Annotated in this window: 18 protein-coding genes; 9 read left to right on the top strand and 9 right to left on the bottom strand. The window is 62.8% G+C overall.

What is annotated here, in order from left to right; translation table 11 throughout:
- The first annotated feature begins 6 nt into the window (after window positions 1-6).
- Window positions 7-1104, top strand: coding sequence for a Gfo/Idh/MocA family protein (locus QM801_RS01370; RefSeq protein ID WP_415017418.1), 1098 nt, complete (start codon window positions 7-9; stop codon window positions 1102-1104).
- Here the strand turns inward: QM801_RS01370 and QM801_RS01365 are convergent.
- Window positions 1101-2102 carry a LacI family DNA-binding transcriptional regulator gene (locus QM801_RS01365; RefSeq protein ID WP_415017417.1) on the bottom strand — a complete coding sequence of 334 codons (1002 nt, stop codon included), beginning with the start codon at window positions 2100-2102 and terminating at the stop codon, window positions 1101-1103. The genes QM801_RS01370 and QM801_RS01365 overlap by 4 nt on opposite strands.
- Window positions 2103-2369: 267 nt before the next feature.
- Here QM801_RS01365 and QM801_RS01360 point away from each other — a divergent pair, with 267 nt between their 5' ends.
- The 5 genes from QM801_RS01360 to QM801_RS01340 all read left to right on the top strand — a co-directional run bounded on the left by QM801_RS01360 (window position 2370) and on the right by QM801_RS01340 (window position 7909).
- Window positions 2370-3449, top strand: coding sequence for a sugar ABC transporter substrate-binding protein (locus QM801_RS01360; RefSeq protein WP_415020874.1), 1080 nt, complete (start codon window positions 2370-2372; stop codon window positions 3447-3449).
- 84 nt (window positions 3450-3533) lie between these two features.
- On the top strand, window positions 3534-5072 hold the full coding sequence (locus tag QM801_RS01355; protein WP_415017416.1) for a sugar ABC transporter ATP-binding protein: 1539 nt from the start codon (window positions 3534-3536) through the stop codon (window positions 5070-5072).
- The gene (locus tag QM801_RS01350) at window positions 5069-6046 is read left to right on the top strand and encodes an ABC transporter permease (protein ID WP_415017415.1); all 978 of its coding nucleotides are present in this window, start codon (window positions 5069-5071) and stop codon (window positions 6044-6046) included. Before QM801_RS01355 ends, QM801_RS01350 begins: the two co-directional genes overlap by 4 nt.
- Window positions 6046-7026, top strand: coding sequence for an ABC transporter permease (locus tag QM801_RS01345; RefSeq protein WP_415017414.1), 981 nt, complete (start codon window positions 6046-6048; stop codon window positions 7024-7026). Before QM801_RS01350 ends, QM801_RS01345 begins: the two co-directional genes overlap by 1 nt.
- Window positions 7027-7036: 10 nt before the next feature.
- Window positions 7037-7909 carry a DMT family transporter gene (locus QM801_RS01340; protein ID WP_415017413.1) on the top strand — a complete coding sequence of 291 codons (873 nt, stop codon included), beginning with the start codon at window positions 7037-7039 and terminating at the stop codon, window positions 7907-7909.
- Here QM801_RS01340 and QM801_RS01335 read toward each other — a convergent pair.
- From QM801_RS01335 to QM801_RS01315, 5 genes are all read right to left on the bottom strand, one after another.
- Window positions 7906-8961, bottom strand: a complete 1056-nt coding sequence (locus tag QM801_RS01335; protein WP_415017412.1) for an ABC transporter permease — start codon at window positions 8959-8961, stop codon at window positions 7906-7908. The two genes, QM801_RS01340 and QM801_RS01335, sit on opposite strands and share 4 nt — an antisense overlap.
- A 16-nt stretch (window positions 8962-8977) precedes the next feature.
- Window positions 8978-10498, bottom strand: coding sequence for a sugar ABC transporter ATP-binding protein (locus QM801_RS01330; protein WP_415017411.1), 1521 nt, complete (start codon window positions 10496-10498; stop codon window positions 8978-8980).
- Between the two features lie 23 nt (window positions 10499-10521).
- Window positions 10522-11577 carry a sugar ABC transporter substrate-binding protein gene (locus QM801_RS01325; RefSeq protein WP_415017410.1) on the bottom strand — a complete coding sequence of 352 codons (1056 nt, stop codon included), beginning with the start codon at window positions 11575-11577 and terminating at the stop codon, window positions 10522-10524.
- A 209-nt stretch (window positions 11578-11786) separates the two neighbouring features.
- Complete coding sequence (mtnK, locus tag QM801_RS01320) at window positions 11787-13052, bottom strand: S-methyl-5-thioribose kinase (protein ID WP_415017409.1); 1266 nt, start codon at window positions 13050-13052, stop codon at window positions 11787-11789.
- A 71-nt stretch (window positions 13053-13123) separates the two neighbouring features.
- Window positions 13124-15307, bottom strand: a complete 2184-nt coding sequence (locus QM801_RS01315; protein ID WP_415017408.1) for a heavy metal translocating P-type ATPase — start codon at window positions 15305-15307, stop codon at window positions 13124-13126.
- A 90-nt stretch (window positions 15308-15397) separates the two neighbouring features.
- Here QM801_RS01315 and QM801_RS01310 point away from each other — a divergent pair, with 90 nt between their 5' ends.
- The 3 genes from QM801_RS01310 (at window position 15398) to QM801_RS01300 (ending at window position 17866) form a co-directional block, all read left to right on the top strand.
- Window positions 15398-15817 (top strand): MerR family transcriptional regulator, encoded by a 420-nt coding sequence (locus QM801_RS01310; protein ID WP_415017407.1) that lies wholly within the window; start codon window positions 15398-15400, stop codon window positions 15815-15817.
- A gap of 53 nt (window positions 15818-15870) precedes the next feature.
- The gene (locus QM801_RS01305; RefSeq protein ID WP_415017406.1) at window positions 15871-16422 is read left to right on the top strand and encodes a hypothetical protein; all 552 of its coding nucleotides are present in this window, start codon (window positions 15871-15873) and stop codon (window positions 16420-16422) included.
- Between the two features lie 73 nt (window positions 16423-16495).
- The gene (locus QM801_RS01300) at window positions 16496-17866 is read left to right on the top strand and encodes an MFS transporter (RefSeq protein WP_415017405.1); all 1371 of its coding nucleotides are present in this window, start codon (window positions 16496-16498) and stop codon (window positions 17864-17866) included.
- Here the strand turns inward: QM801_RS01300 and QM801_RS01295 are convergent.
- Genes QM801_RS01295 through QM801_RS01285 form a run of 3 tightly spaced genes read right to left on the bottom strand, consistent with a single transcriptional unit; the run spans window position 17863 to window position 22793 of the window.
- Window positions 17863-19203: an HlyD family type I secretion periplasmic adaptor subunit gene (locus QM801_RS01295; protein ID WP_415017404.1), complete on the bottom strand. Its 1341-nt coding sequence runs from the start codon at window positions 19201-19203 to the stop codon at window positions 17863-17865. The genes QM801_RS01300 and QM801_RS01295 overlap by 4 nt on opposite strands.
- A 15-nt stretch (window positions 19204-19218) precedes the next feature.
- The gene (locus tag QM801_RS01290) at window positions 19219-21015 is read right to left on the bottom strand and encodes a cadherin-like domain-containing protein (RefSeq protein WP_415017403.1); all 1797 of its coding nucleotides are present in this window, start codon (window positions 21013-21015) and stop codon (window positions 19219-19221) included.
- Window positions 21016-21026: 11 nt separating this feature from the next.
- Window positions 21027-22793: a type I secretion system permease/ATPase gene (locus tag QM801_RS01285; protein WP_415020873.1), complete on the bottom strand. Its 1767-nt coding sequence runs from the start codon at window positions 22791-22793 to the stop codon at window positions 21027-21029.
- Between the last annotated feature and the right edge of the window lie 72 nt (window positions 22794-22865).

Genomic DNA, 22865 nt, shown 5'->3' with positions numbered 1-22865 from the left:
AAAGACATGAAGAGACTTCGCATCGGCGTCATCGGCGCTGGCACCATCGCACAGGTGGAGCACATTCCCAATCTGGTACGCCTGAAGGATCACTTCGAGGTGGTGGGTGTGGCAGATCCCTCCAAGATCTCCCGCGACTTCGTGGCCGGAAAATACGGCGTCAGAACATTCGAGGATGCCAATGCCCTGCTGGCAGAGAAGCTCGACGCGGTGGTGATCGCCTCGCCCGACATGCTGCACCACGAGCAGGTGATGGCGGCCCTCGCACGTGGCCTGCACGTCTTCTGCGAGAAGCCGCTCTGCTATTCGCCGGCCGAGATCGCAGAGATCGCGGCGGCGCGCGACAAGGCGGGCAAGGTGGTGCAGGTCGGCTACATGAAGCGCTTCGATCCCAACTACCAGCTGGCGCTTCAGCATCTTCCCGGCAAGGCGAAGACGCTGCGCTACATCTCCGTTGAGGTGAACGACCCCGATGCCTGGCCCTTCATCCGCCATCACGACCACAACCGCGGCAGCGACATTCCACGCGACCTCATCGACAAGGCCGTGGCGAAGCAGAAGGCGCAAGTCGCAAAGGCCCTGGGCGGCGAGCCCGATGCCCTCACCCACAGGGGCTTCACCTCGGCACTGTCATCGGCGCTTGTGCATGATGTGAACGCCGTGCACGGCATTCTCGAAAAACTCGGCATCGGCGATGGCGAGATCGTCGGCGGGCAGATCTTCGCGGGCGGCGACGGCGCGCAGGGCGCGGTGCGCCTGCTCGATGGCCAGGCCCTGTGGAACATGGTGCACCTCACCGTGCCGCAACTGGCCGACTACAAGGAACGCATCGCCCTCTACTTCGACGATGCCATGATCGAGATCGTCTTCCCCTCGCCTTATCTCAATCACCAGCCGACGACCGTGACAGTGGCCAAGTCCGACGGACATGTTCTGCACAGGACGGAACTGCGCGGCGGATATGAGGAAGCCTTCATCGAGGAAATGAAGGGTTTCTGGCGCGCCATCGTGGAAGGCGAACCGGTGCGCAACACGCCGGAACATGCGGCCCGCGACATGAGGCTGCTGATCGGCCTCGCCCACCACCACGCGAAGGGCCGCTAGGCTTTCGCCTCCGGAATTGAAATCGCAGGCGTACTCTGTCGGCAGACGAGTTCGTAGCCGATGTCGATCACGTCCTGCCCCGTGCCGGCACCACGGTTGAGAAGCCGTAGTGTCTGCTCGGCAGCAAGCTTGCCCATGTCATAGCGGTGGGTTGCAATCGATGACAGTGTTGGCGAGGCGAAGGCCGCGAACTCGAGATCGTGGAAGCCGAGGATGGCGATGTCATCTGGAACCTTGAGGCCGAGACGCATGCACTCCTGCATGGCGCCAAGTGCGAGGTTGTCGTCGATGCAGAACACCGCTTCCGGAAATCCGCCCTGCTTGAACTGCGCCATCACGCGCGCGCCGAGCGCAATGGAGCTGGCCTGTTGCTGCGACTTCATCAGCGACGGCGAGGCAAGCCCGGCTTCCTGCATGGCCTTCTGGTAACCGCTGTAGCGTTCGGTGGCGCGCTCGTCCTTGTTGCCCATGAGGAAGCCGACGCGGCGATAGCCGGCCTGCAGCAGCGAGCATGTGGCGTCATAGCCAGCCTGCACCTGATCGAGCCCGATGTTGATGCCGATGGGATCGGGCGAGATCTGGAAGGTCTCGATCACAGGGATGCGCGACTGCTGCAACAGGCGGCGCGTGAGGTCGGTGTGGTTGACGCCGACCACGATGATCGCCTCGACGCGCTGGCCGAGAAGGGTGCGCACCGCATTCTCTTCTTCCTCGAGCGAGTAGCGGCTGTTCACCACCACAACCTGGAATCCCACCGGCAGAAACACTTCGTGGAGGGCTTGCAGGTATTCCGAGAAGATCACGTTGTAGAGCGTGGGCACGATCACGCCGATCGCGTGGCTTCTGGCCGAGGCCAGCCTGCTGGCCGCGATGTTGGGTACATAGCCCAGCTTTTTGACAGCGTTATCAATACGGGAGCGCAACTCTTCGGAGACGATCTGGGGATTTCGCAACGCCCGCGAGACGGTGATTGGGCTGACCCGAGCCAGCCTGGCCACGTCATCCAATGTGATTTTCCGGCTCAAAATCGATTTTCCCCAACCAAAAGTATCCGTTTAGCGCAAGCCAAAGGGCTTTGACGAGACCCGTGTTCGTCATACAATTGACAGCGCTATCATATCTGGTAAGGTTTTTCCATGGCACCGGCAGCCCCCTGCCGTGCCCAACAATCAGAACCTAAGCAGCAAATCGTTCAGGGAGGAACTGAAATGCCTATCCGGAAAAATCTCGCCCGCCTGTCGGGACTGGCCGCAACCGCGGCATTCATGGCTGCCTTTGCCGGGGCAGCGATGTCGGCAGAGACCGTGAGCGGCCCCGCCACGGATCCCACCTGCATGGTGCCGTGGTCGGCCGACACGAAGTTCTACCAGTTCCCGAAGAAGGAGGGCCCCTACCGCATCGCGCTCGCCAACGGCTACATCGCCAATACCTGGCGCATCCAGATGATCCAGACGGCGAAGGCCTATGCAGCGCAGCCCGACGTGGCGGCGAAGCTGAAGGAGTTCAAGGTGGTCTCCACCGGTGAGGACGTACCGGCCCAGATTTCCGCCATCAACAACTTCATCGACGCGGGCTATGACGCCATCGTCGTCAACGCCCAGAACCCCACCGCCTTCGGCCCGGTGATCAAGCGCGCCAAGGAAGCGGGCGTTGTGCTCGTCGCCTTCGACAACATTCTCGACACCCAGGATGCAATCAACGTCAACGTCGACCAGAAGGGCCTCGGCGTGCTCTGGGCGAACTGGCTGATCAAGCATCTGCCCAACGGCGGCAAGGTGCTGGAAGTACGCGGCGTGGCCGGCACCTCGGTTGATACCGACCGCCACAACGGCATTCACGAAACCCTCGACGGCTCCGGCAAGACCTGGAACGTGACGGAAGTCGTGGGCAAGTGGGATGACGGCGTGGCCCAGAAGGTGGCAGCGGATGCGATCGCCACCAACGGACCCTTCGACGGCATCACCGCACAGGGTGGCGACACCGGCGTGGTGCAGGCGATGATGGATGCGAAGCACCCCTTCGTGCCCTTCGGCGGTGAAACCGAGAACGGCTTCCGCAAGTTCTGTGCGAAGTATGCAGGTGAAGGCCTGAAGTGCTCGTCGGCTGGCACGGGCCCTGCCCAGGTTGCCGTTGCCATCAAGGTGGCGATTGCCGCCCTTGAGGGCCAGGTCGTTCCGCAATCGGTGAAGCTGCCCACGGCCATCGTGGAAGACCCCGACTTCAAGGAAGGCCAGGACTTCTATCCCGACCAGTCCGACAATTTCTTCGTCGGCAACTCCTTCCCCACCTGCGGCATCAACTTCACGGCCCAGGAAATCATGGGTCAGTCGAAGGAAAACCAGTAAGGTCACTCCCTGGGGGGCGTATTGCGGGGCGGAAGTCCCGTGGTACGCCCTTTCAGGCCGCCTGATGAGACCCGGACTGGGAGCATGACGGATACAACGCCTTTGCACACGATGCCCATCCTCACCATGAAGGGCATCACCAAGCGCTATGGCGGAGTCGTGGCCTTGCGCGACGCCGACCTCGAGATCATGCCCGGCCGCATCCATGCGGTGCTGGGCGAAAACGGCGCGGGCAAATCCACGCTGATCAAGATCATGTCGGGCGCAGTCACGCCCGATGAGGGCGAGATGACGCTGGATGGCCAGCCCATCCGCTTCGCATCGCCTGCGGCGGCGAATGCGGCGGGGATCGTCTGCGTCTTCCAGGAACTTTCCCTCATTCCCGATCTGCCGGTGGCGGACAACATCGTGATCAGCAGCCCGCCCACAAGGGCCGGCATGATCGACCGCCGGGCCCAGCGAAAGATTGCCGAACAGGCACTCTCCGATGCCGGCGCCAGCGACATTCACCCCTCAGCCCTGGTCAAGGACCTGCCGCTGTCCCGCCGCCAGATGGTGGAGATCGCCAAGGCGCTGGCCCGCAAGCCCAAGGTACTGATCCTCGACGAAGCGACCTCGGCACTCACCGCGGCGGACGTGCAGCAGGTGTTCTCGGTGATCAAGCGGCTGCGCCAGAGCGGTACCGCGATCATCTACATCTCGCACCGCATGCACGAGATTGCCGAGCTGGCCGATGACTGCACGGTTTTCCGCAACGGCCGAAAAATTGCCACCTACAAGGCGGGCAGCAAGACCGACACGGAAGTGGTCGAGCTGATGATCGGCCGCGAATACAAGAACGTCTTCCCGCCCAAGGGCAACCCTGTGCGCAGCGGCGATGCCGCGATTTCCTGCACGGGACTGTCCTGGGCCGGGCGGCTCAACGGCATTTCACTCGCCATCCATCCGGGCGAGGTGATCGGCCTCGGTGGGCTCGACGGACAGGGCCAGCGCGAACTTCTGCTCGCCCTCTTCGGCGTGCTGCGCGGCGTGACAGGCGAAGTGCGGATCAACGGCAAGCTCTCCGCCATGAGCGACCCATCAGATGCACGGCTCCCCGAATTCGGCATGGCGCTCATCCCTGAGGACCGCAAGACCGAGGGCCTGATGCTGCCCATGAGCATTGCCGACAACCTCTGTATGGCCGCCCTCGACCGCATCTCGTCTCGCGGCATCATCGACCAGAAGGCAGCGGAGGCCCGCATTGCCGAGATGATCGAGCTGCTGCAGATCAAGGTGGCCAGCGCCGAGCTGCCGGTCTCGTCGCTGTCGGGCGGCAACCAGCAAAAGGTGGTGATCGCCAAGTGGCTGATGAACAAGCCCCGCATCGTCCTCCTCAACGATCCCACCCGCGGCATCGACGTCGGCACCAAGCAGGAAATCTACCTGCTGCTCCGCAAGCTGGCCGACCAGGGTGTCGCCATCCTTTTCTATTCCACTGACTACGATGAGCTGATCGGCTGCTGCGACCGGGTGCTGGTGATGTATGGCGGCGCCATCGTGCGCGAGCTGGAAGGCGCCGCCATCACCGAACACGCCCTTGTCTCCAGCGCACTCAACATCGGCGAGGCCGCACACGCATGACCGAATGGCGCTACTGGTTTGCCGAAAACAAGAACACTTTGATGGCGGTGGTGCTCTTCGTCATCATGTTCGCAATCTATGCCTCGAACCATCCCGCGGGCTTCACCGCCAACGTGGTGCAGACAGCGGCGAACAAGGCCACCCTGCTGGCCTTTGTTGCCATGGCGCAGTCCCTCGTCATCATCACCGCGGGGATCGACCTCTCGGTGGGGATGATCCTTGTGCTCGCAAACTGCCTCGCCTCGTGGATCGTGGTGGGCACGGCGCTTGAGACAAGCCTCGGCATCATCGCCGTGCTGGTGAGCGGCGCCCTCTGCGGTGCTGTGAACGGCCTCATCGTGATCTTCGGCCGCCTGCAGCCCATCGTCACCACCATTGCCACCGGCGCGATGTTCTATGGCCTCGCCCTCTTCCTGCGGCCCTTCCCGGGCGGCGCGGTGAACGAGACCTTGGCAGATTTCATGACCAGCAAGGCTTTCGGCTTTTTCCCCATGAGCTTCGTGGCGCTTGCCGCCGTGGTGCTGGTGGTGTGGGTGCCGTACAGCCGCTCGGTGATCGGGCGGGCGTCTTACGCCGCAGGCTCGTCGGAACACGCCGCCTACATGTCCGGCATGCCGGTGAAGATGGCGAAGTTCACGGCTTACGTACTCTCGGGCCTTCTCTCGGCCATCGGTGGGCTTTACCTCACCTTCTTCTCCTATACGGGTGAAGCGGCCTATGCGAGCGGCAACACCTACACGCTCTTCTCCATTGCGGCGGTGGTGCTCGGCGGCGTTTCGCTCATGGGCGGGCGCGGCAGCGCCATCGGCGCGATCTTCGGGGCACTTGCCTTCCGGACGATCGGCGACCTGCTCTTCGTCTTCGATTTCGATCCGCTCTGGCAGCCGCTCTTCCAGGGTGTCGTGCTCCTCCTTGCGGTGAGCATCAGCGCCTTCGGCCTGTTCCGCGTGCGCAACAAGCTGGAGTGGTTCTGATGACGAGCGAAACGACCGTTCTCGAACGCCTGCTGCCGCAGCCTCTGCGGCGCTTCGACCCCGCGGTGGTGATCGCCTTCTGCTGCATCATCGTGCTGCTGCTGGTGGGCGCGCTCTATTCCTCGAGCTTCCTCTCGCCCACCTACCTCCTGCAGCAATTGAAGGTGGCGTCCTTCCTCGGCGTCATCGCCACCGGCATGATGCTGGTGATCCTGCTCGGTCAGATCGACCTCTCGGTGCCCTGGGTGGTGACGACGGGCGCGATGATGGCCTGCGCCGCCGCAAGTTTCGGCCCCATGGGATCAGCATTCGCCATTCCCTTCGGCATTTTCTGCGGCGCCCTCATCGGCCTCGCCAACGGCTTTGCCACGGCCTATCTCCGCATCCCCTCGATGATCATCACGCTTGCCACCAATGCGGTCGCGCAGGGGCTGATGGTGGTCTACACCGGCGGCTTCTCACCCCAGGATTCCGCCACGCCGGCGATGCGCTGGCTGGCAACGGGTGAACTGATCCCTGCGGTGCCGAACGGCGTGCTCGTGTGGCTTGCAGTCGGCGCGGGCGCCGTGTTCCTCTTCAACCGCACGACCTTCGGCCGCGCCGTCTATGGCATCGGCAACCGCGAGCGGGCCGCCTTCCTCTCCGGCATCAACACCCGGCGCATCGTCATGCTCTCCTTCGTGATCTCAGGGGCACTCAGCGCCTTCGGTGGCGTGCTGCTGGCGGGCTATGCCTCCAAGGCAGCGCAATCCATGGGCGACGCCTATCTGCTGCCCGCCATTGCCGCCGTGGTGCTGGGCGGCACGCATGTGCTGGGCGGGCGCGGCAGCTATGGCGGCACGGTGGCGGGCGTCATCCTCATCACGCTACTGCAATCCATCCTCTCGGTCATGCAGATCGAGGAAGCCGGACGGCAGTTGATCTTTGGCGCCGTCATCATCATCATGCTGCTCATGTACGGACGACAGAAAGCAGCCTGATTCCCGCCTCATGCCCCGGCAAGCCGCAAATCTCCTGGTCCTCTTTGCGGCCTTCCTCTGGGGGCTGTCCTTCTATTTCCAGAAGGAGGCCATGAGCCATGTGGGCCCCCTGCTCTTCACCGGGCTGCGCGGCGCCATTGCGGCCCTCGCCCTCCTGCCCTTCGTCTGGCGCGAATACCGGGCGAGCACAGGCGCGGCCACCGGCATCATCCGCTATGGCCTCCTGGGCGGGCTGATCTTCGTGATGGCGGGTGGCCTGCAACAGGCCGGCATGATCACCGCCACGCTCACCAACACCGCCTTCCTCACCGCGCTCTATGTCGTCGTGACACCCTTCCTGCTCTGGCTCATCCGCGGTGAGCAACCAGGGGTGATCGTGTGGGGTGCGGCCGGCGTGGCCTTTCTCGGCATCTGGCTTCTTGGCGGCGGCACGCTCGGCGCCTTCTCCACCGGCGACATGCTGATTGCAGCCTCAAGCCTGTTCTGGTCGCTCTTCATGGTGGTGACGAGTGCGGCGGGCAAACTCGGCAAGCCACTGCAATACACCTTCGTGCAGTTCGTGACGGTGGCGCTGGTCTCCCTGCCGCTGGCTGCGGGGTTCGAGCAGATCAGCGGCACTGCGATCGTGGCTGCAGCGCCATCGCTGCTCTTTGTCGGCGCCATCGCCAGCGCCCTCACCTATGCCCTGATGGCCAACGTGGTGCGCTACATCGAGGCCTCGCGTGCAGCGATCCTGCTCTCGACGGAAGTGCTGTTTGCCGCAGCCCTCGGCTACGTGCTGCTGGGTGAGCGCCTGGGCGCGCTCAACTGGCTGGGCGCGGCGGTGCTCTTTGCCGCCGTGCTCATGATCCAGTTGGCCAAGCCGAAAGCAAAAGCCGATTAGGCGCGTTCCCTGAACTTCTCGACGTAGACGTTGATCACCAGTGCGGCGAGCAGGATGAGGCCGCGAATGAGGATCTTCTGGAAGCTATCCATCTGGATGTGATCAAGGCCGTTGTTGACCACGCCCAGCACCAGAAGCCCAATGATGGTATTGGGAATGCCGCCCTTGCCACCGAAGAGGCTGGTGCCGCCCACCACCACGGCGGCGATGGCATCAAGCAGATAGGTATCAAACTGGTTCTGCTGGGCCGAGCCGAAGTAAGCGACACCAAGCATGCCGGCAATGCCGGAGCAGAGGGCGCTGATCACCATCACCGAACCGATGATGAGCTTGACGTTGACGCCCGAATACTCCGCCGCCTCGCGGTTGCCGCCCACCATGTACACATAGCGGCCGAAGCGCGTGTAGGTGAGGACGAGGTGGCCGACGATGAAGAAGATCAGGCAGACGATGATCGTCCAGCCCACCGGAATGAACAGCGCCTTCCCCGCCGCGTCGACCCCCAACGGAATCTGGAACGCCGTCTTCGAGCCCAGCGTGGTGATGAGGTCGGGGTACTGGTAGGCAATCTGGCCGCGCACCAGAAGCGCCGACACGCCATTGGCGATCTGCATGATGGCGAGCGTCATGATGAAGGAGGGAATGCCGATCTTGGTCATGCCGAAGGCGGTGACGAGGCCGAAGGCGAGCGCCGACATGAGCGTGAGGATGATCGCGATCCAGCCGTTGAGCGGGATGTTGTTGATGTTCACGTAATCCGGCTGGATGGTGAAATAGGCAACCGTGATGCCGATGGCGTTGGCGACCGCGGCCACGGAAAGATCGATCTCCGCCGTGAGGATGACGAAGGTGAGCCCCACCGCGATGATGCCGGTGATCGACATCTGCCGCACGATGTTCACGGCATTGTCCATGGTGGCGAAGGTCGTTGTGGTGGACGAGAAGAAGATGACGAGGGCCACCAGGGTGAGCAGCGGCGCGATCGTCCGCAGCTTGTCGGCAAAGAGCTGCCGGGGGTTGATGCCTTTGTCGGCGAGGGGTGCGCTGCTCACGGTCGTCTGGCCTTTCTCACGCTGCTGCCAACAGGTCGGACTTTGTGACCGTACCCGAATTCATTTCACTCACCACGGCACCGCGCTTCACCACATAGATCTTGTCGGCAAGCGTCAGGATGGTTTCCGGCTCGGTGGAGAGAACGAGGATCGAAACGCCCTTGTCCCGCAGGGTCTTGATGATGCGGATCACGTCTTCCTTGGCGCCCACGTCCATGCCGCGGGTGGGCTCGGAGAGGATCAGGATCTTGGGCATGTTGGTGAGCCACTTGGCAAGCGCCACCTTCTGCTGGTTGCCGCCCGAGAGCGCGCCGAGATTGATGTCGGTGAGCGGCGGCCTGATCTGCAGGTCCTTGATGTGATGCTTGGCCACTTCGCGTTCTTCCTGCGGCTTCAGGAACAGCCTGTGGATGCGGTCGAGCATGGCGATGCTGACGTTCTTGTAGACCGGCTCCGAGCGGAACAGCATCATGCTGCGGTTTTCCGGCACGAAGGCGAGACCCGCCTTGCGGGCCGCGGCAGTCGAGCGAAAATGGGCGGGCTTCCCGTCCAGCATGATCTCGCCGCGGTTGAAGGCATGGCGGCCGAACAGGGCACGGGCGAACTCGATGAGGCCGCTGCCCATGAAGCCGTACATGCCGGTGATTTCGCCGCGCTTCAGTTCCACTGACACGCCATTGAGGCTTCGGCCATCGGCCACATCCCGCGCGGTAAGAAGCGGCTTCTCCTCGTGACGGGCATTGAGCACGGCGGTCTCGCCCATGTGCATCTCGGCCGAGCCGCGGCCGATCATGTGGCCGATGATCTTGTCCTTGTCGAGGTTGGCGCGGGGCTCGGTCGCCACGCGGCGGCTGTTGCGGAAGACGGTGATGCGGTCGGAAATCTCCAGCACGTCGTCGAGGAAGTGGGAGATGAAGATGAGGCCCCTGCCCTCGGCCCGGAGCTTGCGCAGCGCCACGAAGAGGCGCGCCACTTCCGGCGGCGAGAGGGCGGAGGTGGGTTCATCGAGAATGATGGTGCGGGCGCCGGAGAAGAGCACGCGCGAAAGTTCGATCAGCTGCTGCACGCCCACGGGCAGGCTGCCGACACGGGTGTTGGGATCGAGATCGAGGCCGAGGCTGGCGATGAGGGCGCGCGCCTGGCTCTTCATGCCGGACCAGTCGATGATGCCGCCCGCCTTCACCGGCTGCACGCCGAGGAAGACGTTCTCGGCGACCGACAGATCGGGGACGACGGACAATTCCTGGTGGACCATGCCGATCCCTGCCGCGATCGCATCGCGCGCCGAGCGGAACTGCACGGGCCTCCCCTCCACGAACATCTCGCCCTCGTAGCCCGTGTGGACCCCGGCGATGATCTTCATGAGGGTGGATTTGCCGGCCCCGTTCTCGCCCACAAGGCCATGGATCTCACCCGGCATGAGGGTGAAGTCCACGCCCTGCAGCGCCACGACGCCGCCAAATGATTTCGAGACATTCCTGAGTTCGATCAACGGCGTTTGCACGCCGTTGACCGATGCGTCTGGTGTGTCAGCCACGGAGGATCCTGCAGGCTGTCAGATCAGATCAGGAAGTTCTTCTGCAGCCAGAGGTGACCGGCAGCCGTGTCCTTGGTGATGACCGGGCCGTCGGCGAGGATGAAGTTCGGGATGTCCTTGCCCGCCTTCTCGCCACCCACGACGGCAGCAACACCGGCAGCAACGGCCCAGCCGTGGATACGGCAGGAGGGGTTGCGCACCGTGGCCACCATGGTGCCGTCGAGAACGGCGTTCACGGCAGGCGGCATGGCGTCCACACCGGCGATCAGGATGTCGGTGCGGTTCTTCGCCTTCATGACGTTGTGGGCGGCAAGCGCCATGTCGTCATTGTGGAAGAAGGCGCCCTTGATGTCCGGATATTGGGTGAGGAGCGAGTCCCAGATGCGGGTCACCTTGGTCACGTCCCAGTCAGCCGGCTGTTCGTCCAGCAACTTGATCTTGCTGTTGCCGTCGATCACCGAGTGGAAGCCCTTGGCGCGGCCCTGTGCGCCCGAGTGGCCAAGCGCGCCCTGGGTCATCACGACGTTGCCTTCACCGCCGATGGCGGCGATCAGCGCGGAGGTGACCACAGAACCCATCATCTTGTTGTCGGGGGCGATGAAAGTGTGGAGCGCAAGCTGGCCTTCCGGCGCCATCATGGTGTCCATGGCGATGACGGGCGTGCCCGCATCGATGACGCGCTGGATCGGTTCGTTGAGCGTGCCGATGCCGAAGGTCTGCAGGGCGACGAAGTCCCACTTCTGCGTGGCAAGGTTTTCAACCGTGGCGCGCTGCTTGGTGGCGGAAAGCTCACCGTCGAACCAGGTGATCTCCACGTTCATCAGCTTGCCCCAGGCTTCTGCCGCCTGCTTGCCCTGGGCGCACCACGTGGCCTGCAAACCGGCGTTGCCCATGGCAGCCTTCAGCGGCTTGCCCGAGGGCTTCAGTTCCTGTGCGATGGCGGGATCGAAGCCGGCATCCGCCAGCATCACCGCGCCAAGCGCTGCAGCACCGCCCATCGCCTTGAACAGGTCGCGGCGGGATGCATCCGCAAAGAACTTTTGGTCATCCAGAATCGATTCGGTTTTCTTGTTAGCCATGTGGGTCTCCCATGCTGACGTTCGTTTTTGTTGTCTTCGACTTCAGTAGACGCAGACCGGCAGGTTATCCTGCTCTTCGGAACTTCCAACCTCTGTGGGGGAAGCATGAACATTTTGTCATACAATTGTTTGGTTGTGTCAAGAACGATGGACGATCTCGTGTTCTCCTTTGTTGCACTGCAAATGATTGCTGTCATTTTGCATGATCTTCAAACCTTCGCGGGGCTCGCGTGTTCTTGCGCTGCAGCAGTGACATCGGCGATGCCGCTGAAGCCATGCGCCTGCAGCAGAAGCTGCCGCGCAAAAATGAGGGCCATGGTCTCCGCACGCGCACGCACGTCCGGGTCCTTGATGCTCTCCATGTCCTGCACGTGGGCCAAGCCGAGGATGCGGCGGATCATCTTGCAGCCGGCAAAGCCGAGCGCGTCGCGGAACAGCTTCTGCATGAAGACGTGACGATGCGCGGCAAGCGCAGCCGTGCTCTCAGGCGTCTCGAAAAGACCCTGGGCAAAGACTTCGCCTGAAGGTTGCTGCTCCCACAGCTTCAGGAACTGCGCTTCAAACACCGTCCACAGCATCTCGGTCTGTCCCAGCAGCCAGTCGCAATAGCTGTCCGGGCCGCCATCCTGCGATTGCCCGCGGTGGGAGAAGAAGGAGAGCAGATAATTGGCGATGATGGCGCCGACATCGAAGGCGATAGGCCCGACAAAGGCGAATTCCGGATCGATGACGCGGGTGTCGCTGTCGGTCACCATCACCGAACCGGTGTGCAGGTCGCCATGGATCAGCGCCTGCGCCTCGGTCACGAACTGCCACTTCTTCTCCTGGGCGGCCAGCTTCAGCGGATTGTCGCGCTCGAATTCGGCCTTGATCCCGTCGAGCTGCGGCGACGTCCAGCGATTGAGGGCGGCCTCGCGATAGGGATCCGTGAAGACGAGGTCCTCGGTGATCTTGCACAGCGCCGTGTTGGAGGCGAAGAGCTCGATCCGCGCCTTGTGCGCCTCGGCTGACGAGGCCAGCATGGAAGTGTTGTAAAGCGTGAGCGCCATGAACTGGGCGATAGTGGTCGCGGCCTTGGGATAGATCTTCCGCTGCATCAGCCCCTTGCGCAGGATGATGTGAGGCGAGAGATACTCCATCACGATGAGCGCCATGCGGTCATCGAAGTGATAGATCTGCGGCGTGAGCCCCGGCGCATAACGCTCCTGGATGAAGAGCGCGTTGCTTTCGAAGAACGAGCGCTTCAGCGGCAGCGGCCAGCTTTCGCCCACAAGGCGCACGTAGGGCAGCGCCTGCTTGACGACGACGGCACCCTTCCCTTCCACGATGAAGACGAGATTGAGATTGCCGTCGCCCACTTCGCGGATGCGCCAGGCCGAAGCCTCCTGCCCCAGCCGGTCCCGCGCCACCGGCAGCGCATTCAGGTAGCTGCGGATTCCGTTGATATCGAGCGGCGCATATCCGGCACTGGGCATGGGGTGACGATCCTCCGGACGTCACTAAAGACCAAAATCGCAATCCGGTGAAGCGGGTCCCGCGATCTGGCTCAAAGCTTTGTCCGCAACAGGCGCAAGGCGTTGATGGTGACGAGAACGGTGGCGCCCGTATCTGCCAGGATGGCAATCCACAGGCCCGTCACGCCAAGGAGCGTGGTGATGAGGAACACCGCCTTCAGGCCGAGGGCAAGAGCCACATTCTGCCAGATCACCGTCTTGGTGCGGCGCGACAGGCTGATCAGGGCCGCCACATCCGAGATGCGGTTGTTCAGCACGGCGGCGTCGGCCGCTTCCAGCGCCACATCGGTGCCCGAGCCCATGGCGATCCCCACGGTTGCTGCGGCAAGCGCTGGCGCATCGTTGATGCCGTCACCCACCTTGGCGATGCCGCCATCGGTTGCGCGCGCCCGGATGAAGGCGAGCTTGTCTTCCGGCAGCAGTTCGGAGCGGACTTCGATGCCGAGGGATTGCCCCACGGCCTTGGCATTTGCGCGGTTGTCGCCCGTCAGCATGATCGGGCGGAGGCCCAGCGCGATGATGCGGCGAAGGCCTTCGGCTGCATCCTCACGCGGTTCGTCGCGAAGCGCGATGAGGCCAGCGGGCACGCCGTCGATGATCACCACCGAAACGCTCTTGCCCTCCGCTTCCAGTGCTGATGCACGGCCCAGCACGGCCGTGTCACTGACGCCGAGGCGGGCGGGTGCTCCGATCACCACGCGGCGGCCGTCGACCTCCGCCGAGAGACCCTTGCCCGGCAGAACTTCGGATGCGGAAGGCGCAAAGGCAATGTTCGCGGCCTTCGCATGGGCCACGATGGCCACGGCCAGCGGATGGGACGAGCCCGCTTCCGCCGCTGCGGCGATGCGCAGGAGTTCGTTCGCAGTAAGAGTGCCGAGCGGAACGACGTCGGTCACCTTCGGCTTTCCTTCCGTCAGCGTGCCCGTCTTGTCGAAGGCGATGTGCTTGACGCCGCCGATGGCTTCCAGCACGCCGCCGCCTTTCACCAGCAAGCCCCGCCGTGCACCTGCCGCCAGCGCCGAGGCAATGGAGGCAGGCGTCGAGATCACCAGCGCACAGGGGCAACCGATGAGCAGCAGCGTGAGCGCGCGATAGATCCACACCGGCCAGGGCGCACCGGCAGCGAGCGGCGGCAGAAGGGCCGTCGCCACAGCGACGAGACAGATCGCCGGCATGTACCACTTCGCGAACTGGTCAATGAAGCGTTCGGACGGTGCCTTGCTGTCCGCCGCCTCCTCCACCAGCCTGACAACGCGGGCGATGAGATTGTCCGCCGCCGGCTTCTCGATGCGCACGCGCAGAACCGCCTCGGCATTGATCGACCCGGCAAAGACCGTATCACCCACGCATTTGGCGCGCGGAACGGATTCGCCCGTCAGCGCTGATTCATCAACGGCGGAAGCGCCTGCGATGATTACGCCATCCGCGGCCACCCTGTCACCCGGCCGCACCACGATGATGCTGCCCACGGTGATGTCGCCCACCGGCATTTCCACCGTGCCGCCATTCGTCTCGACGACTGCGGTGGCGGGCGCGATCTGCGACAGCGCCTTGATGCCGGAGCGGGCTCGGCCGGCGGCAATGCCTTCCAGCAACTCGCCGATGGCAAAGAGGAAGACGACCAGCGCCGCCTCCGCCACCTCGCCGAGCCAGAGTGCACCGATGACGGCAATCGTCATCAGCATCTCGATGGTGAAGACCGATCCTGAGCGGAGCGCCATGAAGGCGCGCCGCGCCACCGGCCACGTGCCGGCGAGGCAGGCGACGTAGAACATGAGGGGAGACGCCTTGGGCCAGATCAGACTGGTGAGATAGGCCGCGGCGATGAGAAGGCCCGTCGCCGCCACCAGAACACCCTTTGTGGAGCGCCACCACGCGCCCTCGATGGGCTGTCCGTGATCGGAGTCGCCTTCATGGTCATGATGGTCATGATCGTGATGATCATGGTCGTGAGCCTCGCCCTGCCGAACCGAAGAGCCGCCCTCTGCCCCGAGAGGCCTGATCTGGTATCCCAACGCCGTCACAGCCTTCTCGATCGTCGGGGACTGCGCAGGATCCGCCACGCCGACGGTGAGCGTTTCCGTTTGCAAGCCCACCTTCACGGCGGTCACGCCATCGAGCCGCGACACCGCGCGCTCGATCTTCGTCACGCAGGCGGCGCAGTCCATGCCCTTCACGGCAAAACGCAGTGTGTCTGGGGTCTCGGGTGTCGTCATCGCTGTTACGGTCTCACGGAACGTTCATTCGGCTTTTCTCGTTCCGCAGGCTACAATCTCCACCCACTAGAGATTCAAGAGGAAAGTGCCATGACGGGTATCCCCATCGGAAAGCTCGCTGCGGTTGCGTCCACCAAGGTGCAGACCATCCGCTACTATGAGGAGATCGGACTGGTGAAGCCCTTCCAGCGGACCGAGGGCGGGCACCGGCTCTATGACCCGAAGGACGTGCGCCGCCTGAAGTTCATCCGCCATGCCCGTGAACTGGGCTTCGGCATCGACGAGATCCGGGAACTCCTCAAGCTGTCGGACAATCCTCAGACCAGTTGCTCTGTCGCTGACCGGATTGCCAGCGCGCACCTGAAACAGGTCGAGTTGAGACTTGCCAAACTCAAAGCCCTGCGCAAGGAACTGAAGCGCATGGTGGAGGAATGCGGCCATGGCCGTGTCAGCCAGTGCCGGGTCATCGAAGTGCTGAGCGATCACGCCCATTGCCACGGAGACCATTGAGATTTGCCTCTTGTCCGCAGGCCATGCATGATTGGGCTGCAAGAGGGCACTTCATGGACAACCACGCAACGGCGGATGAACTGGCGACAGCACTGCCACACGTGCTGGCGGCACCTGCCACCGATGGGCCCGTCCATTTCCTTTGCACCCGCCCGGCCCACAACCAGCGCGTCTTTCATCGCAGCCTCACCCTCTCCCGCGAGCTTGGCGTAGCGGAAGATCTCGAGATGCGCGAGCCGTGGATGACATTGCCGGATGGCCGCCCAGACCCCCGCATCCAGGTCTCGATCCTGCCGCTCCGCGTGCTCGATCTCGTCTGGCGTGACCGCGAGACCATGGCCTTCCCGGGCGACACGGTCATTGCCGACATCAACACCAGCGAAGACAACCTGCCGGACGATTGCCTGATCCGGCTTGGCACGGCGGTGCTGCGCGTCTCCGACATCTGGAACCGCGGCTGCGCCAAGTGGCGGCGGCGCTACGGGAATGCGGCCTATGCCTGGACCAGCGCCCAGGACCACAAGATCTACCGCCTCCACGGCATCCTCTGTTCCATCGAGCAGGACGGCACCGTGGCGGTGGGCGACGTCATCAGCAAGCTCTGAGCTTTTTCGACGGGCAGGTATTCCAAGTTATGGCTTCGCCGGGGCACGCCGCTGCTGGTAGGAGGAGCCCTGCATGAATGCTCCGACCCTTCCGCCGGACGCGGCGACCGTCCCGCAGCGCAAGCCCCTCCTCGCCTTCCTCCCCATCGCCATCGCTCTCACCATGGCGGTGCTGGATGGCGCCATCGTCAACATCGCGCTTCCCTCCATTGCCCAGCAATTGAGCCTGCAGCCTGAACAGGCGATCTGGATCGTCAACATCTACAACCTCGCCATCACCATCTCGCTCCTGCCGCTCTCGTCGCTGGGCGACAGCATCGGCTACCGGCGCGTCTACTGGTGGGGCCTTTTGATCTTCACCTTCTCTTCGCTTCTCTGCGCAAACGCCGGAAATTTCTGGATCTTCATCGTGGCGCGCTTCCTGCAAGGTCTCGGTGCCGCGGGGATCATGAGCGTCAACATCGCGCTTGTCCGCTTCATCTTCCCGAAGGCGAAGCTGGGCGCCGGCATGGGTTATACGGCGCTGATCGTGGCTGTCTCGGCAGCGGCGGGGCCGAGCGTCGGCGCCGCCATTCTCTCGGTTGCCGACTGGCAGTGGCTCTTCCTCGTGAATGTGCCGAGCGGCGTCTTCGCCCTCATCCTGGCCCGCCAGCTTCTCCCGCTCACGCCCACCACGGGCACACGGATCAGCAAGACGAGCATCCTGCTTAATGCTCTCACCTTCGGGCCGCTCATCGCCGGTCTCAACGCGGTGAGCACGGCGAGCGATCACCGCCTCACCATCATTCTCCTGATCATCGCCTTCGTCGCGGGCACGGCCTTCATCGCCCGTGAGCAGCGCATGGTGCAGCCCATCCTGCCGCTCGACCTGCTGAAGCGGCCGATCTTCCGGCTCTCCTTCCTGATCTCGATCACGTCCTTCTCGGCGCAGAACATGGGCTTCGTGGCGCTGCCCTTCTATCTGGAGACGGCGCTGGGCTACTCGGCCCATCACACCGGTTTCCTGCTCACGCCATGGCCCATGGTGACCGCCCTCATCGCACCGGTGGCGGGGCGCCTTTCCGACCGCTTTCCGCCGCACTACATCGCCTCGCTCGGCCTCCTGCTCTTTGCCATCGGCTGGGCCTCGCTCGCGCTCCTTCCGGCAGGCCCGGGTGAACTTGATCTCGTGTGGCGCTTCGGCCTCTGCGGGCTCGGCTTCGGCATGATGCAGTCACCCAACAACCGGGTGATCATCGGCAGTGCGCCACCAGAACGAAGCGGTGGCGCAAGCGGATTGCAGTCGCTGGGACGCCTGCTCGGACAATCGCTGGGCGCCATCATCGTGGCCACCCTCTTCAGCGGACTGGGAACAACCGACATCAGGTGGGTGGCATGGACCGCCGCCGCGCTTGCCATCACGGCAAGCGCCGCCAGCCTCCTGCGGAAGCCCGTGCTGAGTTAGTTTTCCGTGAAAGCGCGGCTCAACTGGTCGTACACCGGACGGACAAGATAGGAGAGCGCCGTCCGGGACTCCGTCTGGATGAAGACCTCGACCGGCATGCCCGGCACCATTTTCTTGCCTTCGAGCTTGGCATACTGGTCGGCAGGAACATCGACCTGCGCCACGTAATAGGCGCGACCCGTGCTCTGCTCGACAGTGGTTGCCGGAGAAATGAAGCTGATGTGACCTTTCAACTCGGGGGTTGTCCGCGAATTGAACGCCGTGAACTTCAGCTTGGTGTCCTGACCCACATACACCTGATCGATGTCGGTTGGCTGAATGTGGGTCTCGACTTCAAGGGCCGCATCCTGCGGCACAATCGTGATGAGCTTCTGGGCAGGGGTAACAATGCCGCCTACGGTGTTGACGAAGATCTCGTTCACATAGCCCGAGATGGGCGAACGGATGACAAGCCGGCTGAGACGCGCCGTCGTTGCCGCGATACGCTGCCTGGTTTCTTCGATCCGCGGCTCGATATCCGCCAGTTCCTTCTGGGCATCGGTCCGGGCACCATCGTCGATGCCAAGGATCTGAACCTCGATCTCGTTCCGGTGCGCCTGGGCGCGCGCGGTGTTGGATTCGATCTGGTTCTTGTCGCCGAGCAGGCGGGCAAGATCGCGAGAGAAGGAGAAGACACGGCCAGTATCGGTGAGACCCTGCTTCTTGAGCGCCTCGACGCGATCATACTCCTCTTGGACCAGCTCGGTCTCCCGCAGGTTCGATTTCATCTGCGCGTCAAGGCCGCGAAGTTCCTCGTCAATCTGGGCGACGGTGAGCTTCATCTGCTCGATGCGGTGGACGCGGGTTTCCCGGTTGTTGTGGAACAGGCGAGTCTCGTTTGCGAGTTCGGCGGAGTTGGTCAGGCCCTCGGGATCGGACGCGGCGGGCTCGGGCATGGCATCTGCACCATCGCGCTCGGCCATAAGGCGCAACCGCTTCGCACTGAGTTCGACCAACTGACCCTTGGCGATCGACAGCTCGCTGGAGAGCGCCGTGTCATCAAGGGCAATGAGCACCTGGCCCTCCTTGACTTCATCGCCCTTCTTGGCTGCGATATCGCGAATGATCCCGCCATCAAGGTGCTGAACGGAACGCAGGTCCTTGTCGACCTTCACTTGGCCATGACCAATCACCGCGCCCGCAAGTTCTGACGTCGCGGCCCAGCCGCCGAAGCCGCCCACCAGTGTTGCAAGCGCGAAGGTGCCGAGAAAGATCCGGCCACGGATGCCCGAGCCCCTGACGAGATGGAGATCTTCACCGGCAACGGATTGGGATGAATTCAGGAAGCTCTTTTTCACAGCAAGGTCCACGTGTTAGGCATGAGAGTTGAGATGAAGAAGCAGGTTGTGGTGTCCATCCAGTTCCACGCTCACTTCATAGTTGTTGTCATGGTCGAAGTCCGCTTCGATCCAGGTCTTGGTGGTGGCGTCATCAACCCGGAATCTCACCGGCACGGCGCTGTCTGGTGCCGTGCCGTTGCCAAGGGCATTCATTTGGGCGAGGAAGTCCTGTGAGGTGTCACCGTCCTCGAAGATGTCATAACCTGACATCTCCACGCGATCACCGACATGAAAGTCCTCGATGACATGGCGGATGGGTGCAGACGCGGTCGCACCGGAGGTCAGGATCCTGAAGATGTCGTAACCGCCGCCGCCGACCAGGTCGGCCGCATCCTGGCCCACGATGAACGTGTCGTTTCCGCTTCCACCTTCATAAGTCTCGAAACCATGGATGGCATCATGCCCGATGCCCGCTCCCGTAGCGGTTCCGGCAACGGCATTGATGGTAACCGACGTCGTGCTGGAAGCGAACGAGATCGTGTCGGTGCCGGCGCCTCCGTCAAAGCTGTCGTCTTCTCCGTCTGCCGCCACAACGATCCTGTCGTTATCCGCACCACCCGAAACGTAATCCTGGCCCGCACCGTCGCTCAGCACGTCTTTGCCGGCATTCCCAAAGAGCGTATCGTTTCCTTCATCACCGGCAATGGTGTCGTCACCTTCGTTGCCGTAGAGGGTGTCGTTGCCCTTGCCGCCATGGACTTCATCATTGCCCAGTCCACCGAAGATGACATCGTTTCCATCATCGCCGAAGAGCTTGTCATTGCCGGCCCCGCCGATGACTAGATCATTGCCGGCCCCGCCGTGGATCAAGTCGTCACCATCATCGGCGTAAATCGTATCCATGCCGTCGCCGGCCGATACGCTGTCCGCTCCGGCCCCTACGGCGATGAGATCCGCAGAGTCGCTGCCGACGATGTTGTCGACGCTCGTGGTTCCCAGGGTTACGGCATGCTCCTTGACGTCCAGATAGGCCTGTTGCGGAATGACATGCAGGCCGTCGGTGATGTCGTAGGTGACCGACACAGGGCCGGTCACGTCTCCGATATACATGTACCCGCCATCCACCGGAATGAACTGCCCGGAAGAGGCCTGCAGGTGAACGACAGAAAGCTGGTCTTGATCCGGGTCGGTTGCACCCTTCAGGAGATCGTCGAGGGTAAACAACACAGCCATCGTGGCAAAGCCGTTCTGCAGAAACACCGGACCCTCGGCAGTCGGGCTCCGATTCTTCGTTGCCGAAGACGAACCGGATACTGCGCCGCCACGGTACGCCCGTGTGTCAGCGGCGCCATTGTCGTTCGCAAGGGCTGCCGTTCGCATCCGCGAAACGCCAAGGCCGGAAAGGAAGCGGGGAAGACCACCGGCACTGACAAACTGAAAGACCGGAACATCATCAAGGCTCCAGCCTTCGTCCGTCAGTGCCCGGCGTACCTGTTCGATGGCATCTTCACCCGGCTTCCCCTCATCCTCCTCGTTGAGATGATGAAAATTCGAATGTCTGGCGAACGGCTTCTCGTGGCTGACCTGGTCCTGGGCCTTGAAGGACTCGTTCTCCTCGGACCGGTGGCTGTCATCAGCGGACTCTGGGGGAGTCTCGGCATGGGCGCTGTAGGCCGTCTTCAGATAGAGCACAAGGGCGGCAATCGACGCTCCGACAAAGTACGGGGCGCGGCTCGGCTTGTCATGTCCGGTGCCGTTCAGATCGATCTCTTCATCCTTCTTCCTGGACGATTTTGCTTCACGAAGTGCCTGAACCTGAATGACCGACATGACGATCCCTCCTACCCCACACGAACCGGCTGCATCCGGAGATCCTGTTCCTCGTTGGCTGCCACTGGCGGCCGCATCGGCTGAACATTCCGCGCCTTGTTCGGCGAGAGAATTTCATCCTTGGTGCCGAATGCCGCGAGCTTGCCGTTCTGGATGACCGCAACAAGATCGGCAGCTGCAAGCGCACTGGGACGGTGCGCCACAACAATCGCAATGCCACCGCGGGACTTGATTCCCTGGATGGCGGCGGTCAGGGCCTGCTCACCCTCGGAGTCGAGGTTCGAATTCGGCTCATCCATGACCACGAGGAACGGATTTCCATAGAGCGCCCGGGCAAGGCCGACACGCTGTCGCTGACCGGCGGAAAGCACATGCCCGCCGGCACCAACCTGGGTCTTGTACCCGTCCGGCATACGGACAATCATCGAATGGATACCGGCAGCCTGAGCGGCCTCCACAATGGCTCTGGGGTCGGCGTCCTTCTCGAGGCGAGCGATGTTTTCTTCAATCGTGCCATCGATAAGGGACACGTCCTGGGGAAGATACCCGACGATCGACTTTACCGAAGACGCGGGCCACTGCGAGAGATCCGCGTCGTCGAGGCGGACCGAACCGCGCAACGGCGACCAAATACCTGTCAGGGCACGAACAAGGGTTGTCTTGCCGCCACCAGACGTGCCCACGACGCCCAGCGCCTGGCCTGCCTTCAGGTCGAAGCTGACCTCGGCCAACAGTACGCGGCCGGACGTCGGAGCTGCGACCGTCAGTTTCTCCACCTTGAGGTCTGACTTCGGGATGGGCAGGAGCATCTGCTTCGTGGCATTCTCGAGAGACGCCAACGACTCCTTGATGCGGGCCCATGCACCTCTGGCACCGACGATGTTCTTCCAGTTGCCGATGGCCAAATCGACGGGAGCCAGCGCACGGGACGAGGTAATGGAGGCCGCAATGATGGACCCGGCAGACATTTCGCCCTGGATCACAAGATAGGCACCGAGACCAAGCGTTGCAGACTGCATCATCATGCGGAGCGCACGGGACACGGCGCCAAGCGAACCGGAGACATCGCTTGTGCCGGTCATGAGGTCGAGATGGTCGGCATTGGCTTCCTGGTAGCGCTCAACAGCGCGACCCGTGAAGCCCATGGCATGCAGGACTTCAGCATTGCGGGCATTGGAGTCTGCCAGCGAATTACGGAGTACCATCGCCCGGTGTGCCTTGCTAGCGATCCTGCGTGTGAAGATCTCAGCCACGATGGCAAGCACCGCAAGAACCACAGCACCGCCGATCACGAGCGCACCAAGATAGGGATGCAGGAGATACACGAACACGAGATAGACAGGCATCCACGGGAGGTCAAAGAGAGCCATCGGCGCTTGGCTGGACAGGAACCCACGGATGGTGTCCACATCCCTGCTCCGCTCAAGCGCTTCGGACGGCGAGAAGCCGTGACGCGGCATGTCGATGGTGACCTTGTGGGCGAGAGGCCCCAGCTTGCGGTCCATGCTTGCGCCGACGCGCACGAGGATCTGACTGCGGATCGTCTCGAAAAGCCCCTGGAAAAGGTAAAGACCGATGGCGAGGCCAGACAAGGCCAGAAGGGTTGGAACGTTCTGGGACGGAATGGCGCGATCGTAGATCTGCATCATGTAGAATGAGCCGGTCAGCGCCAGAAGGTTAATCACGCCCGATACGACCATCAGGAAGAGAATGATGCCGCCCAGGCTTTTGGCTGCCTTTTCGGCTGCGGTTGCCACACCATTCGACTTACGCGCCATCATCTGGCCTTCCTTGCTCACAAACGTCGGTGATTTCATGGAGAGGAGTCCGAAAACTCCTCTCCTATATTG

The sequence above is a fragment of the Aestuariivirga sp. genome, from assembly GCF_047600585.1.
Lineage (GTDB): Bacteria > Pseudomonadota > Alphaproteobacteria > Rhizobiales > Aestuariivirgaceae > Aestuariivirga.
The sequence above is the reverse complement of the archived record's forward strand: the minus strand, read 5'-3'. Positions and strand labels throughout refer to the sequence as shown.

What these genes read in the sequence shown, in the direction of transcription:
- QM801_RS01370 (WP_415017418.1), top strand. Translation starts at nt 7, where the DNA reads ATGAAGAGACTTCGCATCGGCGTCATCGGCGCTGGCACCATCGCACAG.
- QM801_RS01360 (WP_415020874.1), top strand. Translation starts at nt 2,370, where the DNA reads ATGGCTGCCTTTGCCGGGGCAGCGATGTCGGCAGAGACCGTGAGCGGC.
- QM801_RS01355 (WP_415017416.1), top strand. Translation starts at nt 3,534, where the DNA reads ATGACGGATACAACGCCTTTGCACACGATGCCCATCCTCACCATGAAG.
- QM801_RS01350 (WP_415017415.1), top strand. Translation starts at nt 5,069, where the DNA reads ATGACCGAATGGCGCTACTGGTTTGCCGAAAACAAGAACACTTTGATG.
- QM801_RS01345 (WP_415017414.1), top strand. Translation starts at nt 6,046, where the DNA reads ATGACGAGCGAAACGACCGTTCTCGAACGCCTGCTGCCGCAGCCTCTG.
- QM801_RS01340 (WP_415017413.1), top strand. Translation starts at nt 7,037, where the DNA reads ATGCCCCGGCAAGCCGCAAATCTCCTGGTCCTCTTTGCGGCCTTCCTC.
- QM801_RS01325 (WP_415017410.1), bottom strand. Translation starts at nt 11,577, where the DNA reads ATGGCTAACAAGAAAACCGAATCGATTCTGGATGACCAAAAGTTCTTT.
- mtnK (WP_415017409.1), bottom strand. Translation starts at nt 13,052, where the DNA reads ATGCCCAGTGCCGGATATGCGCCGCTCGATATCAACGGAATCCGCAGC.
- QM801_RS01315 (WP_415017408.1), bottom strand. Translation starts at nt 15,307, where the DNA reads ATGACGACACCCGAGACCCCAGACACACTGCGTTTTGCCGTGAAGGGC.
- QM801_RS01310 (WP_415017407.1), top strand. Translation starts at nt 15,398, where the DNA reads ATGACGGGTATCCCCATCGGAAAGCTCGCTGCGGTTGCGTCCACCAAG.
- QM801_RS01305 (WP_415017406.1), top strand. Translation starts at nt 15,871, where the DNA reads ATGGACAACCACGCAACGGCGGATGAACTGGCGACAGCACTGCCACAC.
- QM801_RS01300 (WP_415017405.1), top strand. Translation starts at nt 16,496, where the DNA reads ATGAATGCTCCGACCCTTCCGCCGGACGCGGCGACCGTCCCGCAGCGC.
- QM801_RS01290 (WP_415017403.1), bottom strand. Translation starts at nt 21,015, where the DNA reads ATGTCGGTCATTCAGGTTCAGGCACTTCGTGAAGCAAAATCGTCCAGG.
- QM801_RS01285 (WP_415020873.1), bottom strand. Translation starts at nt 22,793, where the DNA reads ATGGCGCGTAAGTCGAATGGTGTGGCAACCGCAGCCGAAAAGGCAGCC.